This window comes from Lentzea xinjiangensis, from assembly GCF_900110955.1.
In the GTDB taxonomy this organism is placed as follows: Bacteria; Actinomycetota; Actinomycetes; order Mycobacteriales; family Pseudonocardiaceae; genus Lentzea; species Lentzea xinjiangensis.
In genome coordinates this window covers 64,324-78,291 of the sequence record NZ_FOFR01000031.1, presented here as the reverse complement: position 1 = coordinate 78,291, position 13,968 = coordinate 64,324, and the positions used below count along the sequence as shown (strand labels likewise).

Here is a 13,968-nt window from a genome sequence, read left to right as displayed (position 1 = left end):
GCCGACGAGGTCGCCGCGACCCTGCTCTTTCCTGGTCTCACCGACCAGCGCCTTCGTCACCGGTGCGGAGTCCGTCGTGGACGCCGGGCTGGTTTCCAAGCAAACCGAGGGCTACCCCCTCGCGTCCGCGAGCGCGCGCACCGCGGCCACGACGTCGGACTCGTCGTTGAAGTAGTGGAAGCCGAAGCGAACCCGGTCGCCCAGCGCCGTGGCGCGCACGCCGTGCCGGGCCAGCGTCCGGGCGATCCGATCAGCGTCCGCGGTGGCCAGGACGACGATGTGCGAGCCGGGTCCATTGGAGACTCGGCGCAGACCGAGCGCCGCCGCTTCGCGGGTCAGGTGTCCGGCCAGGCCGAGCACATGTCGCTCCACGACCGCCGGGTCCAAGCGGTGGAACAGGCGCAATGCGGCGCAGGCTCCGAGCCAGGAGAACCACGCCGGTGAGGCGTCACAGCGGGCGGCGTCCGGCGCCAGCTGGTCCAGCTCGCCGCCGAAGTAGCCGTGCGGGGCGGCGGTCGACTTCCAGCCCGGCGCCAGGGGCCGCAGCCCGGCCACCCGGTCCGGTCGCGCCACCAGCCACGCCGCGCCACGCGGGCACAGCATCCACTTGTAGCCGTGTACCGCGAGGTAGTCCGGTGCCACGGCGGGGTCGTACCGCAGCGCGCCGAGGGACTGGGTGAGGTTGACGAACAGGCGGGCGCCGACCCGGTCGGTCGCGGCGCGCAGCGCGGCGAGATCCAGCCGCTGGCCTTCGCGGCTGGTCACCTCGCTGACCGCCAGCAGCGCGACGTCCTCGTCGAGCGCCGCGATCAGGTCCTCTGCCCGCGTCCAGCCGTCACGGGCGGGCACGCTGACCACGTCGTGCCGGGCCAGCCAGGGGAACCGGTTGCTGCGGAACTCCTCCTCGGCCACCACAACACGGCCGCGAGGCAGCGATGCGGCGACGGTGGCGGCTGCCTCGGCCAGCGAGGACACGGTGGTGACCGTGCCCGGCGGGACGCCGAGGAAGCCGGCGAACAACTCCCGCGCATCGGCAGCCGCGGCGTCCCAGCGCGGCCAGTCGAACCCGCCGGACGACCACGCGTCGAGCACCTCGCGCATCGCCGTCACGACCGGCTCGGCGCCCGGTGGCGCACCCGGAGTGTCCAGCCACACCCGGTCGTGCAGCGCGGGGAAGAGCGCGCGGAACTCGGCGGGCGTCACCGGGGCACCGCGGCCATCGCCTCGAGCTCGACCAGGATGTCCGGTCGGGCGAGCGCGGTCACGACGATCAGCGACTGGGCCGGCCAGTCGCCATCCGGGTACCAGCGGGTGAAGATCCGCTTCACCACCGAGCGGAAGCCGGTCAGGTGCTCGGGGCCGGCCACCATGCTGAACACCTTCACCAGGTGTCCCGGCTGGGCGCCCGCCGCGGCGAGGAGCCGCTCGAGGTTGGCGAACACCGCCTCGGTCTGGGCCTCGGCGTCCGTGCCGGCGAGCGGGCCGTCGGGCAGCGCACCGACCTGGCCGGAGATCACCACGAGCTCGTGCCCTGGCGGCACGTGCGCGAGATGGCTGTACATGCCGATGGGGGCGGCGACGGTGTCGGGGTTCCAGCGCCGGATCATGCGTTCTCCTCGTTTCGTTCGACGGTTGTGAACACGGTGTCGAGAGCCTCTGGCGCACGTTAGGACGGCCAACCGGACAGTCCGCCGGCAGGATGGGCGAATTTCAGATAGTCGAAAAACGGGTTCATTCTGATGCAACGAGCACGGCCGGGGCCGCACAGTGTCGGCCAGCCGATCAGCAGGAGGTGACCATGCCGCGACCGACCGACGCCGACGTGCGGGCCCGGCTCGACGCACTGGCCGAGGACATGCTGTCGTTCCTGGCCGCCACCGTGTCCGGCCCCAGCGAGAGCGGGTGGGAGGACCGGGTCACCAGCCGGTACGCCGAGTGGTTCACCGCCCACGGCTGGCCGGTGACGCGGCAGCCGCTCGAGGAGGCCTCCGGGGAACCGCGGGCCGGGCAGCGGGAGAACCTGATCGCCTGGTATCCCGGCCGCCGCGGGCTGCCGTCCGTGGTCCTCAACGGCCACGTCGACGTCGTTCCCGCGGGCGAGGAGCAGGCCTGGTCCCGGCCGCCCTGCTCGGGCGACCGGGACGGCGGCCTGGTGCACGGGCGCGGCTCGGTCGACGTGAAAGGCGGCATCGCGGCCGGGCTGTACGCGCTCGCCGCGCTCGGCCCCGGGGACGTGACGCGGGCGGACGCGCCGGACGAGTGCGTGGCCGAAGCCGACGTGGTGCAAGCCGCCAAGGTGCTGGCGCTGACGTTGACCCGGCTGGTGGTGTGCGATGGGTGAGCAGCGCACGACCGTGCTGCACACGCTGGAGCGCGGGCTGCAGGTGCTGGAGGCCGTCGCGGCGGCCGACGGGACCGCCACCGCCAAGGTGCTCGGGCGGCAGCTCGACATCAAGATCGGCACGTGTTACCACCTGCTGCGCACGCTGGTCGCCAGCGGGCATCTGGTCCGCCTGCCCGGCGGGTACTACGACGTGGGCCCGAAGGCGGCGTCGCTCAGCCGGCACCTGCAGCGGCGGTCCGGCCCCTCCCCCGAGCTCGCGGTCATCCTCACGCGTCTGCACAACAAGACGCGCGAGACCTCCTACATCTCCGGCTGGAACCACGGCGCGCTGACCCTCCAGCACTACCTGTCGGGCCTGCACACGCTGTCCGTGGGCAACCTCGACGTCGGCTACACCGGGCACATGCACGCCCGCGCCTCCTGCAAGGCGGTACTGGCGTTCCTGCCCGAAGAGCAGGTCGCCGCGATGTTCGCGGGCGTGCCGCTGGAGGCGGTCACCACGCACACGATCACCGACTTCGACACGCTGACCGTGGACCTGGCCACCTCCCGGCGCCGCGGCTACGCCCTCGACCTGGAGGAGTTCAGCGACGGCGTCTGCTGTGTGTCCGCGCCGTTCTTCGGCGAGAACGGGATGCCGGCCGGTGCGTTCACCGTGTCCGTGCCGCAGTCCCGGTTCACCGAGCGGCGGTCGTGGCTGATCTCGGAGGTGCGGGAGGCGGCGGCGATGGCGACCGGGCTGCTGCGCACCGGCAGGCTCACGGTGCCTTCGCCCGATGCGCCGGCGCGCTCCGACCGGGAGGTCTCGTGAGGACATCGGGCTCCGCCTGGGCGGTGGTCACCGGAGCGGCTCGCGGGATCGGGCGCGCGATCGCCGTACGGCTGGCGGCCTCGGGGGCGTCCGTGGCCGTGGTGGACGCCGCGCACGGCGTGGACGCGATCGGGCTGCGGTGCGACGTGACGGACCCGGCCGCGGTGGACGCGGTGATCGGCGCGGTGCTGAGCGCGTGGGGCGGGGTGGACGTGCTGGTCTGCAACGCCGGCGGCGGTACCGGGCCGATCCACGGCAACCGTGCGTCCGAAGTGGACCTCGGCGAGCTGGAGGCCGCGCTGCGGCTGAACCTGTGCGGCACGACCCACTGCTGCCGGGCCGTCGCCGGACCGATGCGGGCGCAGGGTCGCGGCAGCATTGTCACGATGAGCTCGATCAACGGGCTCGCGTCCACCGCGGACGGCGCTACGCGCACTACGGCGTGGCCAAGGCGGCGGTGGCGCAGTACACCCGGTACCTGGCGCGCGACCTGCGCCCGCACGGCATCCGTGTCAACTCCGTGACGCCCGGCCCGATCGGCACCGCGCGGCTGCGTGTCCGCTACCGAGGCGGGCGAGGAACTCGGCGCGGCCGGTGAACCCGGCGACGTCGCCGGCGACGTGGAGTTCCTCGCCGGGCCCGCCGCCCGGCACGTCACCGGCCAGGTCATCACCGACAACGGCGGCCTGCTGAACCACTGCTGACCGCACATCTTCCACCGCCCGAAAAGGAGAGTGGGTACCCCCATGCCCGAAACCGCCGCACTGCTGGCCCATCTGGAATCGATGTGGCGCATCCGCTCCTTCGAGGAGGAGGTCACGCGCCTGCGCGCCGCCGGCGACATCGTCGGCTCGGTGCACCTGTGCAACGGCCAGGAGGCCATCTACACCGGCGCGTGCGCCGCGCTCGACCTCACACGCGACGCCGTGTTCCCCACCTACCGGGGCCACGGCTGGACACTGGCCTGCGGTGCACCGCCCCACACGCTGTTCGCCGAACTGCTCGGCCGGGCCACCGGAATCAACGGGGGCCGGGGCGGATCGGCCTACCTCACCGCGCCCGGCCACGGGATGTACGGCGAGAACTCCATCGTCGGCGCCGGAGCGCCGATCGCGGCCGGCGCCGCGCTGGCCGCCACGTTCGACGGGTCCGGCCGGGTGGCGCTCGCCGCCTTCGGCGACGGCGCGATGAACCAGGGGGCGGTGCACGAGGCGATGAACTTCGCCGCCGTCCGGTCGCTGCCGGTGATCTTCCTGGTCGAGAACAACCACTACTCCGAACTCACCCCGATCGCCGACATGGTGCGCGTGGACCGGCTGTTCAAGCGCGCCTCCGCCTACGGGTTCCCGGGCGCGCGCATCGACGGCAACGACCCGGAGGCGGTGCGCCAGGCCGTGGCCGAGGCCGCCCGCCGGGCCCGGTCCGGGGCGGGCCCGGTGCTGCTGGAGGCGATGACCCAGCGGATCGTCGGCCACTACATCGGCGACGCCCAGCACTACCGCCCCGCCGGTGACCTGGACGCCGCGCTCGCGGCGGAACCGATCGGCCGGCTGACCCGGGAGCTGCTCGCCCTCGGCGCCACCCAGGCCGAACTGGACGAACTCACCGCGCGGGTGGACCGCGAGATCGCCGACGCCTCCGCCCGCGCCCTGGCCGATCCCCTCGCCGACCCGTCGACCGTTCTGGAGCACCTGTATGCCTGAGACGAAGAACCTCTCCTACGCCGAATCCGTCAACGCCGCGTTGCGCCGCGCCCTCGCCGAGCGACCGGAGACCCTGCTGTTCGGCGAGGACGTCGGCGCCCCCGGCGGCGTCTTCGGCGTCACCAAGGGCCTGCGCAAGGAGTTCGGCGAGCGCGTGTTCGACACCCCGATCTCCGAGTCGGCCATCCTCGGCGGCGCGGTCGGCGCCGCCGTGTTCGGGCGCCGGCCCATTGCGGAGATCATGTGGGCGGACTTCTCGCTGGTCGCCTTCGACCAGCTGGTGAACCAGGCCGCCAATGTCCGCTACGTCTCGCGCGGCGCGCTGTCCGCGCCGCTGACCGTGCGCACCCAGCAGGGCAACGCGCCCGGCGCGTGCGCCCAGCACTCACAGTCGCTGGAGGCGTTGTTCGCCCACGTGCCCGGGCTGCGGGTGTGCCTGCCCGCGACCCATCAGGACGCCTACGACCTGCTGCTGTCGGCGATCTGGTGCGACGATCCGGTGATCGTGATCGAGAACCGCACGCTCTACCACGCGGGCAAGCAGGAGGTCCGGCTCGGCGGCGAGGTGCGCCCGGTCGGGGGCGCGGCCGTGCGCCGGCCCGGCCGCGACGTCACGGTGCTCACCTGGGGCGCGCTGCAACACCGCGTCCTGGAGGCCGCCGACCGGCTCGCCGCGGACGGCATCGACGCCGAGGTGATCGACGCGCGCTGGGTCCGGCCACTCGACCTGGACGCGGTGCTGGCCAGCGTGCGCCGCACCGGGCGGCTCGTCGTCGCGCACGAGGCGCACACCGTCGGCGGGGTGGGCGGCGAGGTGCTGGCCGCCGTCGCCGAAGCCGGGGTCCCCCTGCGCTGCCCGCCGGTGCGGGTCGGCACGCCGGACACGCGCATCCCGGCCGCGCCGGGCCTCGCCGCGGCCGTCATCCCGTCGGCCGAAGTGATCGCCGAGGCGATCACCAAGTCCGTGCGCGCCCAGGGCCCGTCCTCAAAGCTGGTTCATCCGACGGGCTTTGATCTTGTGCCGTGGTGTGCCGGCATGAGCTGACTGATGTGCAGTGGCAGGCGTTGCAGCCGTTGTTGCCGGCCTCGGGCGCGAAGGGGCGTCCTCGTGTGGATGGCCGGCGAGTGATCGACGGGATGTTGTTCAAGGCCAAGACCGGGGTGTCGTGGCGTGATCAGCCGGAGCGGTATGGGCCGTGGAAGACGGTCGGCAACCGGTTCTGGCGCTGGTCGCGCAACGGCACCTGCTCGTCGAGGCGGCCGCCCGCACCGCGCTGGTGATCCCGGCGCACGTCCCCGGCGAGGGCGCGGCCGAGATCAGGGCGCACCGCGGACGCCTTCGAGGTGCGCCGCTGGGCGCCGTTCACCGCCCCGCCCGTTCAGTCGTAGTTCACCTTTGTTGACACGTCCACAATATCGGATTAGCTTGTGGACACATCAACAATCTTGGCCGAGAGGAACCACCCACCGTGACGACTCTGGCGACACCCGCGACCGCGGCTGTCGCGCTCGAAGGCGTCAGCCGCGCCTACGGCACCGGACCGGCCGCCGTGCGCGCGGTCGACGACGTGACCATCGGCTTCCCCCGCGGCGGCTGGACGGCCGTGATGGGCCCGTCGGGCTCCGGGAAGTCGACCCTGCTGCACTTGGCGGCCGGTCTCGAACGGGCCGACAGCGGGCGGATCCTGCTCGGCGGCACGGACATCACCGCGGCCGGCGACGACGAGCTGACGGCCTTGCGACGCACCCGGATCGGGTTCGTCTTCCAGTCGTTCAACCTCATCGCCTCGCTCACCGCGGCCGAGAACGTCGCACTGCCCCTGCGGCTGGCGGGCCGCGGGCCGGGCAAAGGCGAGGTCGCGGACATCCTGGCCGCGGTCGGGCTCGCCGAGCGCGCCCGGCACCGGCCGCGCGAGCTCTCGGGCGGGCAGCAGCAGCGGGTGGCGATCGCCCGGGCGATGATCACCCAGCCCGAGATCCTGTTCGCCGACGAACCGACCGGCGCGCTCGACACCCGCTCCGGCGACGTGGTCCTCAGGCTGCTGCGCACCATGGTCACCGGCGGTCAGAGCATTCTGATGGTCACCCACGACCCGGCCGCCGCCGCGCGGGCCGACTCCGTCGTGTTCCTCCGCGACGGCCGTCTTGCCGGCCGGCTCGAGAGCGCCGACGCCGCCACGGTCGCCGAGCACCTCGTGGCCCTGGAGGGCTGAGCGATGATCCGCTTGAGCTGGGCCGGGTTCCGCGAGCGCTGGCCACTGTTCCTGGGCGCGGTGGTGACGACGGCCCTCGGGGTCGCGCTCGCGCAGTCGTCGCTGGTGTTGCTGCTGGCCGTCGCGGGACGGCAACCGGCGCCCGGGGCCCCCGCGCTGGAGGCGATGACCGTCGCGGCCGCTCGTGAGACCGGGGTGGCGCTGATGGGCGTCACCCTCGGGTTCGGGGCTTTCCTCGCGGTCTTCATCATCGCCTCGACGTTCGCCTTCACGGTCGCGCAGCGGCGCCGCGATCTCGCCCTGCTGCGTCTCGTCGGCGGTTCGCGGCGGCAACTCCGCCGGGTGCTGACCGGCGAGGCGGTGCTGCTGGGCACGGCCGGCGGGCTGGCCGGGATCCCGGCCGGGCTGGGCGTGCAGGCGGTGCAGACGTGGCTGCTGCGCGACCTCGGGTTCGTCCCGGCCGGTTTCGCGGCCCCGTGGCTGCCGTGGGTGCCCGGCGTGTCGCTCGGCTCCGGCATCGGGCTCGCCGTCGCAGGCGTGCTCGTGGCCGCACGGCGGGCGGCCGCGGTCCGGCCCCTGGAGGCGCTGCGCGAGAGCGGCGCCGCGGCCCGGGCGATGACGCGCGGGCGCTGGTGGCTGTTCGCGGTGACCGCCGCGGGCGCGGTCGCGCTCGTGGTGCTCGCGCCGGTGGGCGGCGCGGCCGGCGGGCAGGCCATGGCGATCTCGGTGAGCGTCTGCGCGGCACTGGCCTTCACCGCGATCAGCCCGCTCCTGGTGCCCGCGCTCGGGCGACTGCTGCCCTCGCGCGTCGTTCCGGCGCGGCTGGCGTCGGCGAACCTGCGGGAGGGTGTCCGGCGCAGCGCCTCGATCGCGGCACCGGTGATCGTGCTGACCGGGCTGGTGCTCGGGCAGGCGACGGCGGCCGCCTCCTTCGCGAGCGCCGGGCAGCGCCAGGCAGAGCGGGACACCGTGGCCGACTTCGTGGTGGCCGGCCCGGTCGCGGCGGACGTGCCCGGCGTGGCGGTGGCCTCGGCCGAGACCGAGGTGCCGGTGGTGCTCACCGTCGGCAGCGGCGAGCTGGCCTACACCGAGACCCGCACCGCGCTCGTCGTGGAGCCCGCCGCCTACGAACGGGTCCACCCGGCTTCGGGTTCGCTGGCCGCCGTGCACGGACCCGTCGTCGCGGCCGGCCCGGGTGGCGACGGCGTCTCGGCCGGGGACACGATCGGCGTCCGCTTCGGTGACCTCGACCTGGGCCGCCTCCCGGTGGTCGCCGAGGTCCCGGCCGGCGCAGGCGGGGGTCCGGCTCTGCTGCTGCCGCGCGGCCTGCTGCCCGACGACGTGCTCGCCGGGGCGGCCACGCGGACGTTCGTGACCGTCGCCCCGTCCGCCGATCGCGCGGAGGTGGCCGGGCGGCTGGCGGCGTCGGGCCGTGTGCTGCCGGTGGCCCAGTGGCTGGCGGACACCGCAACGACGCGGGACGACACCACGAGCGGAGTGCTGCTGGTCGTCATGGGGCTGGGCGGGCTGTTCGCCGCCATCGGCGTCGTCAACTCGGTGGTGATCGCGACCGGGGAGCGGCGCCGCGAGTTCGCCACCGCGCGGGTGAGCGGGCTGACGCGGGGCCAGGTGCTCCGGGCGGCGTTGCTGGAATCCGGCGCGGTCACCGCGGCGGGGCTGGTGCTGGGCCTGCTGGCCGCGGCCGGGACGCTGCTCGCGGCGCTGGCCGCCACGGATGCGGTGACCGGCAGCGCGACGGCCGCCGTGCCGTGGCCCCTCGTCGTCGGCGTGGCCGCGGGCAGCCTGGTGCTCAGCGGTGTGAGCAGCCTGGTCGCGACCTGGTCGGCGACCCGCCCCAGCCCGGTGTCGCTGCTCGGCGCACGGGATTAGGTGTCGTGTCCCAGGCCGTCGAGCAGGCGCTCGAACAACCGGGTCAGCGTCGCCTGGTCGCGCTCGGAGAGGTGGTCGAAGAAGTGGCGGCGGACGGTGGCGACGTGTTCGGGGGCGGCCGCCTCGATCGCGTCCCGGCCCGCGGGGGTGATGCGCACCATCGCGCCCCGCGCGTCGTCGGCGCAGTCTTCCCGGGCGACCAGGCCCCGCTTCTCCATCCGCTTGACCTGGTGGGAGAGCCGGCTGCGGTCCCAGCCGACCTGACGGCCGAGGTCGCGCATCCGGATCACGCCGTCCTCGGCCTCCGAGACCGGCGCGAGAATGGCGTAGTCGGCGCCGGACAGGCCCGCGTCGCGCTCGAGCTGACGGTCGAAGGCGCGCTGCAGCTCCCGGGTCAGGTCCCGGTACGCCTGCCAGAGCTGGGCTTCGCGGTCGTCGAGCCAGCGGACATCAGCCATCCGGGCACCCTACCGCTTGTTGACGCATCATCAAAGCATCACTACTTTGTGGACACATCATCAAAATTGGAAGAGGCGGACATGACACGCATCGCGATCATCCTGGGCAGCACGCGCCCCGGCCGGAACGGGGAAGCGGTGGCGCGCTGGGTGCACGAGATCGCGGCGGCGCGTGATGACGCCGATTTCGAGCTCGTCGACATCGCCGAGTACCGCCTGCCGCACCTGGACGAGGCCGCTCCCCCGTCGCTCGGGCAGTACGCGCACGACCACACGAAGGCGTGGGCGGAGAAGATCGCCTCGTTCGACGGGTACGTCTTCGTGACGCCGGAGTACAACCACTCCACGTCGGGCGCGCTGAAGAACGCGATCGACTTCCTCTACGGCGAGTGGAACAACAAGGCCGCCGGGTTCGTCAGCTACGGCAGCGCGGGCGGCACCCGCGCGGTGGAACACCTCCGGCTGGTCATGGGCGAGCTGCAGGTCGCCGATGTCCGCAACCAGGTGGCCCTGTCGCTGTTCACCGACTTCACCGACTTCGCCACCTTCACCCCGGCCGAGCGGCACACCGTCGCGGTCGGCGCGCTGCTGGACCAGGTCGTCGCCTGGAGCAGGGCACTCGCCTCGCTGCGCACCGACGTCAAGGAGGTGGTGCGCCGCAACACCGAACGCGTCCAGTCCGGCGGCGACTTCGCCCTGTTCGAAGAGCTGTTCGCGGACGACTTCGTCGACCACACGCCGCAGCCGGGCACCACCCCGGACAAGGACGGGGTCCGCGTCCTCTACCACGCGCTGCGCTCGGCGTTCCCCGACTTCTCGGCGAAGATCCACTGGCAGGCGGTCGAGGGCGACGTCGTCACGACGTACAAGACGTATTCGGGCACCCACCGGGGCGAGTTCCTCGGCCTGGCCCCGACCGGCGAGCACGTCGAGTTCGAGACCGTCGACGCGATGCGCGTGCGCGACGGCAAGATCACCGAGCACTGGGGCGTGGCCAACCTGTACTCGGTCCTGCAGCAGCTCGGGGCGCTGCCCGTCGGCGCGGAGAGGTGACGACGATGCCCAGAGCAGTGCGGTTTTCCCGCTACGGCGGGCCGGAGGTCCTGGAGATCGCGGAGGTCGACCGGCCCCGCGCCGGGCACGGCCAGGTGGTCGTCGACGTCGTCGCCGCGGCCCTCAACCCGGGCGAGATCGGCATCCGGGAAGGCGTGTTCGCCGCGATCTGGCCCGCCCGGTTCCCCGAGGGCCAGGGCAACGACTTCGCCGGCCACGTCGCCGAGGTCGGCGACGGCGTGACGGGGTTCGCTGTCGGGGACGAAGTCCTCGGCTTCGCGCCGCGCGCCGCCCAGGCCGACGTCGTCGTGGCAGGGCCCGGCGCACTCACGGCCAAGCCCGCCGGGCTCGGCTGGGCCGAAGCCGCGAGCGTCGCGGGCGCCGGGGCGACTGCGTGGGCCGGGGTCGAGGCCGTCGATCCCCGCCCCGGCGAGACGGTCGTCGTCTCGGCCGCGGCCGGTGGCGTCGGGGTGATCGCCGCCCAGCTGGCGCGGCTGCGCGGGGTCACGGTGCTCGGCACCGCGAGCGAGGGCAACTTCGGGTTCCTCCGCGGCCTCGGCATCCAGCCGGTCACCTACGGCCCTGGGCTTGCCGACCGGCTGCGGGCCGCGGCGCCGCAGGGCGTCGACGTCTACTTGGACACCTTCGGCGCGGGCAATGTGGACACTGCCATCGCCCTCGGCGTCCGGCCGGACCGGATCAACACCATCGCCGACGGCCGGGCCGTCCAGCGTTACGGCGTCCATTCCGCCGCGCAGGAGCAGGCCGACGACCCGGTCGTCTGGGCCCGGCTGGCCGCGCTCGCCGCCCAGGGTGAGATCACCATCCCCATCGCCGCCGTCTATCCCCTGGAACGCGTCCGCGACGCCTACCGGGACCTGGCGACCCGGCACGTCAGCGGCAAACGCGTCCTGGCGGTCAAGCCGCTGCCCGAGTTCGAAGGAGATCACCGATGAAGGCACTGCTCGCCCGGGCCTACGGGCCGCTGGAAGACCTGGAGATCGCCGAGGTGCCGCGGCCGGAGCCCGGCGCGGGACAGCTCCTCGTCCGGGTGGAGGCCGCCGCCGTGAACCCCGTCGACGTCGCGCTGGTCACCGGCGTGATGCGGGACGAGCTGCCGGTGGCGCATCCGTTCGTCCCCGGCGTCGACGTCAGCGGTGTCGTCGAGGCCGTTGGGCCCGGCGTCGGCGGATTCTCCCTCGGGGACGCGGTGATCGCGTGGAACGGGGTGCCGTCCGGCGCCTTCGCCGAGTACGCCCTGGTGCGTGCCGACGGCTCCGCCGTCGTGCGCCCGGCGGGCCTGGACGCGCGCCACGGTGCCGCGCTCCCGACCGGAGCCCTGACCGCGGCGGCGCTGCTGGACGAGGCCGCGCCCAGGCCGGGGGTCACGGTGCTCGTCGTCGGCGCCACCGGTGGTCTCGGCGGCTACGCGGTCCAGCTGGCCAAGCAGGCCGGCGCCACCGTGATCGCGACCGGCCGGAACGGCGACCGCGACTACCTGACCGGCCTCGGCGCGGACGGCGTCATCGACTACCGCACCGAGGACGTCGCCGAGCGCGTGCGGCATTGGGCGCCCGAGGGCGCGGACGTGGTGCTCGACGTGGCCCAGGCCGGGCCCGCGCTGGCCGCCTCCGCCGCCGCGGCGAAACCCGGCGGCCTGGTGGTGTCCCCGCTCGGCGGCCCGCCGGAGTTCGACCGGGACGTCCGGGCGGTCTACACCGGAACGACCACGCCCGCCGGGCGGCTGGCCGGGCTTGCCGCGCAGGCGGCCGACGGCACGCTGCGGGTGGAGATCGGCGCGGAGTACCCGTTCGCCGAAGCGCGGCAGGCACTGCTGGACTTCCGGACCAGGCACGTCCGCGGCAAGGTCGTCGTCACCTTCTGAGACCAACGTCCACATTGGAGAAACCATGAGCACTGTCGTGCGCCGCAACGACGGCGAAAGCCGCTACGAGATCACAGTGGACGGTGAGCTGGCCGGGCTGGCCGCCTTCGCCGACCACGACGGTCACCGGATCATGTATCACACCGAGGTCTTCGACGCCTTCTCCGGCCGTGGCCTGAGCAGCACCCTCGTCGCCGAAGCCCTCGCCGACATCCGCGGCACGGGCACCCGGGTCGTCCCGGTCTGCCCGCTCGTCGCCGCGTACCTGCGCAAGCACCCCGACCAGAACGACATCGCCGACCCGGTGGAACCCGAGACGTTGCACTGGCTGCGGTCGGCACTGAGCTGAAACGGACGAGAACCTCAGAAATGGCTCCCGAGGTCCACAACCGCACGTTCAAGGCCGACGCCCACGCGCGGTACGCCCGCCTGCGGGCCGAAGGCCCTATCCACCGCATCACTCGCCCCGACGGCCTCGACACCTGGATCGTCGTGGCGGCCGACCTGGCGCGGGACGCCCTCACGCATCCCGACCTCGGCAAGGACCCGGCGGTCGCGGCCGAGACGCTGAAGGCGGCGGGCAACCACATCCTGTTCGCCGGCACCGGCCTCGGCGGCAACATGCTGATGGCCGACCCGCCGGACCACACCCGGCTGCGCAAGCTCGCGACCGCGGCGTTCACCCACCGCCGCACCCAGGAGCTGGCACCGGCCATCGAGGAGACCGCCCGGACGCTGCTCGCCGCGCTGCCGGCCGAGGGCGAGACCGACCTCGTGGAGTCCTACACCGGCCCGCTGCCGATGACCGTGATCTCCGACCTGCTCGGCGTTCCCGAAGCCGCCCGGGCCGATTTCCGGCGCTGGTCGCGGCTCGCGACCGGCGCCACCTCCGCCGCGCAGCGGGAAAGCATGCTGCTGCTCAACGAGTTCCTGGCCGAGCTGCTGCGGGACAAACGCCGCTCCCCCGGTCCGGACCTGTTGTCGGCGCTCATCGCCGTGCACGACGAGGACGACGGGCGGCTTTCCGACGCCGAGCTGCTCGGCACCGCGGTCCTGCTCGTCACCGCCGGCCACGAGACGACGGTCAACCTGCTCGGCAACGCGGTCGTCGCGCTGCTGGAGAACCCGGACCAGCTCGACCTGTTGCGCGCGAAGCCGGAGCTGCTGCCCGGCGCCGTGGAGGAGATCCTGCGTTACGACACGTCCGTGGAACTGACACCGACGCGGTTCGCGACGAGAGACGTGGAACTCGGCGGCGTCCGCATTCCCCGTGGTAGCGCGGTCATGGTCGCGCTCGGCTCGGCGAACCGCGACATGCCCCTGCCCGACGGCCGCGACCCGGCGACCTTCGACGTCCGTGGCCCGGCGGTCCGGCACCTGGCGTTCGGGCATGGCATCCACCACTGCCTGGGCGCCCCGCTCGCCCGGCTGGAAGGCCGCATCGCGCTGGGCGCGCTCCTCGAAACGCTGGACCTGGCGTGGGCCGACACCACGGCGCCGCTCGCGTGGATCCCCGGCGGCATCATGCGGGGCCCGCTGTCGCTGCCGGTGCGCTTCACCCGCCGCGGCTGAGGGGACCACTCCGTCCCCGACAGTCGGTGCGCGGTTGCG

At 73.6% G+C, this 13,968-nt stretch carries 18 protein-coding genes; 15 read left to right on the top strand and 3 right to left on the bottom strand.

What is annotated here, in order from left to right; all coding sequences use genetic code 11:
• Positions 1 to 111: 111 nt before the first annotated feature.
• Both BMW88_RS38385 and BMW88_RS38380 read right to left on the bottom strand, forming a co-directional pair.
• Positions 112 to 1,203: an aminotransferase class V-fold PLP-dependent enzyme gene (locus BMW88_RS38385; protein WP_089961334.1), complete on the bottom strand. Its 1,092-nt coding sequence runs from the start codon at positions 1,201 to 1,203 to the stop codon at positions 112 to 114.
• Positions 1,200 to 1,607, bottom strand: coding sequence for a RidA family protein (locus tag BMW88_RS38380; protein ID WP_089961331.1), 408 nt, complete (start codon positions 1,605 to 1,607; stop codon positions 1,200 to 1,202). Before BMW88_RS38380 ends, BMW88_RS38385 begins: the two co-directional genes overlap by 4 nt.
• A 191-nt stretch (positions 1,608 to 1,798) precedes the next feature.
• Between BMW88_RS38380 and BMW88_RS38375 the strand changes: the two genes are divergently transcribed.
• The 10 genes from BMW88_RS38375 (at position 1,799) to BMW88_RS38340 (ending at position 8,961) form a co-directional block, all read left to right on the top strand.
• Positions 1,799 to 2,341: a M20/M25/M40 family metallo-hydrolase gene (locus BMW88_RS38375; protein ID WP_245778347.1), complete on the top strand. Its 543-nt coding sequence runs from the start codon at positions 1,799 to 1,801 to the stop codon at positions 2,339 to 2,341.
• Positions 2,334 to 3,155: an IclR family transcriptional regulator gene (locus tag BMW88_RS38370; RefSeq protein ID WP_089961328.1), complete on the top strand. Its 822-nt coding sequence runs from the start codon at positions 2,334 to 2,336 to the stop codon at positions 3,153 to 3,155. Before BMW88_RS38375 ends, BMW88_RS38370 begins: the two co-directional genes overlap by 8 nt.
• Positions 3,152 to 3,679, top strand: a complete 528-nt coding sequence (locus BMW88_RS43835; RefSeq protein WP_425434729.1) for an SDR family NAD(P)-dependent oxidoreductase — start codon at positions 3,152 to 3,154, stop codon at positions 3,677 to 3,679. Before BMW88_RS38370 ends, BMW88_RS43835 begins: the two co-directional genes overlap by 4 nt.
• Complete coding sequence (locus BMW88_RS44575) at positions 3,613 to 3,753, top strand: SDR family oxidoreductase (protein WP_425434728.1); 141 nt, start codon at positions 3,613 to 3,615, stop codon at positions 3,751 to 3,753. The genes BMW88_RS43835 and BMW88_RS44575 overlap by 67 nt, the downstream gene beginning before the upstream one ends.
• Positions 3,710 to 3,859, top strand: coding sequence for a hypothetical protein (locus tag BMW88_RS43035; RefSeq protein WP_218148381.1), 150 nt, complete (start codon positions 3,710 to 3,712; stop codon positions 3,857 to 3,859). Before BMW88_RS44575 ends, BMW88_RS43035 begins: the two co-directional genes overlap by 44 nt.
• A gap of 42 nt (positions 3,860 to 3,901) precedes the next feature.
• A complete protein-coding gene (locus tag BMW88_RS38360; protein ID WP_089961326.1) occupies positions 3,902 to 4,858 on the top strand; it encodes a thiamine pyrophosphate-dependent dehydrogenase E1 component subunit alpha in 957 nt (318 codons plus the stop codon).
• On the top strand, positions 4,851 to 5,903 hold the full coding sequence (locus BMW88_RS38355; RefSeq protein WP_245778346.1) for an alpha-ketoacid dehydrogenase subunit beta: 1,053 nt from the start codon (positions 4,851 to 4,853) through the stop codon (positions 5,901 to 5,903). The genes BMW88_RS38360 and BMW88_RS38355 overlap by 8 nt, the downstream gene beginning before the upstream one ends.
• Positions 5,882 to 6,139, top strand: coding sequence for a transposase (locus BMW88_RS44570; protein WP_089961323.1), 258 nt, complete (start codon positions 5,882 to 5,884; stop codon positions 6,137 to 6,139). The genes BMW88_RS38355 and BMW88_RS44570 overlap by 22 nt, the downstream gene beginning before the upstream one ends.
• Before the next feature lie 197 nt (positions 6,140 to 6,336).
• Complete coding sequence (locus tag BMW88_RS38345) at positions 6,337 to 7,071, top strand: ABC transporter ATP-binding protein (RefSeq protein WP_425434731.1); 735 nt, start codon at positions 6,337 to 6,339, stop codon at positions 7,069 to 7,071.
• A 3-nt stretch (positions 7,072 to 7,074) separates the two neighbouring features.
• Positions 7,075 to 8,961 carry an FtsX-like permease family protein gene (locus tag BMW88_RS38340; RefSeq protein WP_089961317.1) on the top strand — a complete coding sequence of 629 codons (1,887 nt, stop codon included), beginning with the start codon at positions 7,075 to 7,077 and terminating at the stop codon, positions 8,959 to 8,961.
• On the opposite strand, the gene BMW88_RS38335 is transcribed toward BMW88_RS38340, so the two are convergent.
• Complete coding sequence (locus tag BMW88_RS38335) at positions 8,958 to 9,419, bottom strand: MarR family winged helix-turn-helix transcriptional regulator (protein ID WP_089961314.1); 462 nt, start codon at positions 9,417 to 9,419, stop codon at positions 8,958 to 8,960. The two genes, BMW88_RS38340 and BMW88_RS38335, sit on opposite strands and share 4 nt — an antisense overlap.
• Before the next feature lie 81 nt (positions 9,420 to 9,500).
• On the opposite strand from BMW88_RS38335, the gene BMW88_RS38330 reads away from it, so the two are divergent.
• The 5 genes from BMW88_RS38330 to BMW88_RS38310 are packed head-to-tail and all read left to right on the top strand — an operon-like array spanning position 9,501 to position 13,929.
• A complete protein-coding gene (locus BMW88_RS38330) occupies positions 9,501 to 10,472 on the top strand; it encodes an NAD(P)H-dependent oxidoreductase (RefSeq protein ID WP_089961311.1) in 972 nt (323 codons plus the stop codon).
• A gap of 5 nt (positions 10,473 to 10,477) precedes the next feature.
• Positions 10,478 to 11,428, top strand: coding sequence for an NADP-dependent oxidoreductase (locus BMW88_RS38325; RefSeq protein WP_177221625.1), 951 nt, complete (start codon positions 10,478 to 10,480; stop codon positions 11,426 to 11,428).
• Positions 11,425 to 12,357, top strand: a complete 933-nt coding sequence (locus BMW88_RS38320; protein ID WP_089961305.1) for an NADP-dependent oxidoreductase — start codon at positions 11,425 to 11,427, stop codon at positions 12,355 to 12,357. The genes BMW88_RS38325 and BMW88_RS38320 overlap by 4 nt, the downstream gene beginning before the upstream one ends.
• A gap of 25 nt (positions 12,358 to 12,382) precedes the next feature.
• The gene (locus tag BMW88_RS38315; RefSeq protein ID WP_089961301.1) at positions 12,383 to 12,706 is read left to right on the top strand and encodes a GNAT family N-acetyltransferase; all 324 of its coding nucleotides are present in this window, start codon (positions 12,383 to 12,385) and stop codon (positions 12,704 to 12,706) included.
• Between the two features lie 20 nt (positions 12,707 to 12,726).
• On the top strand, positions 12,727 to 13,929 hold the full coding sequence (locus BMW88_RS38310) for a cytochrome P450 family protein (protein ID WP_089961298.1): 1,203 nt from the start codon (positions 12,727 to 12,729) through the stop codon (positions 13,927 to 13,929).
• Positions 13,930 to 13,968 lie beyond the last annotated feature (39 nt).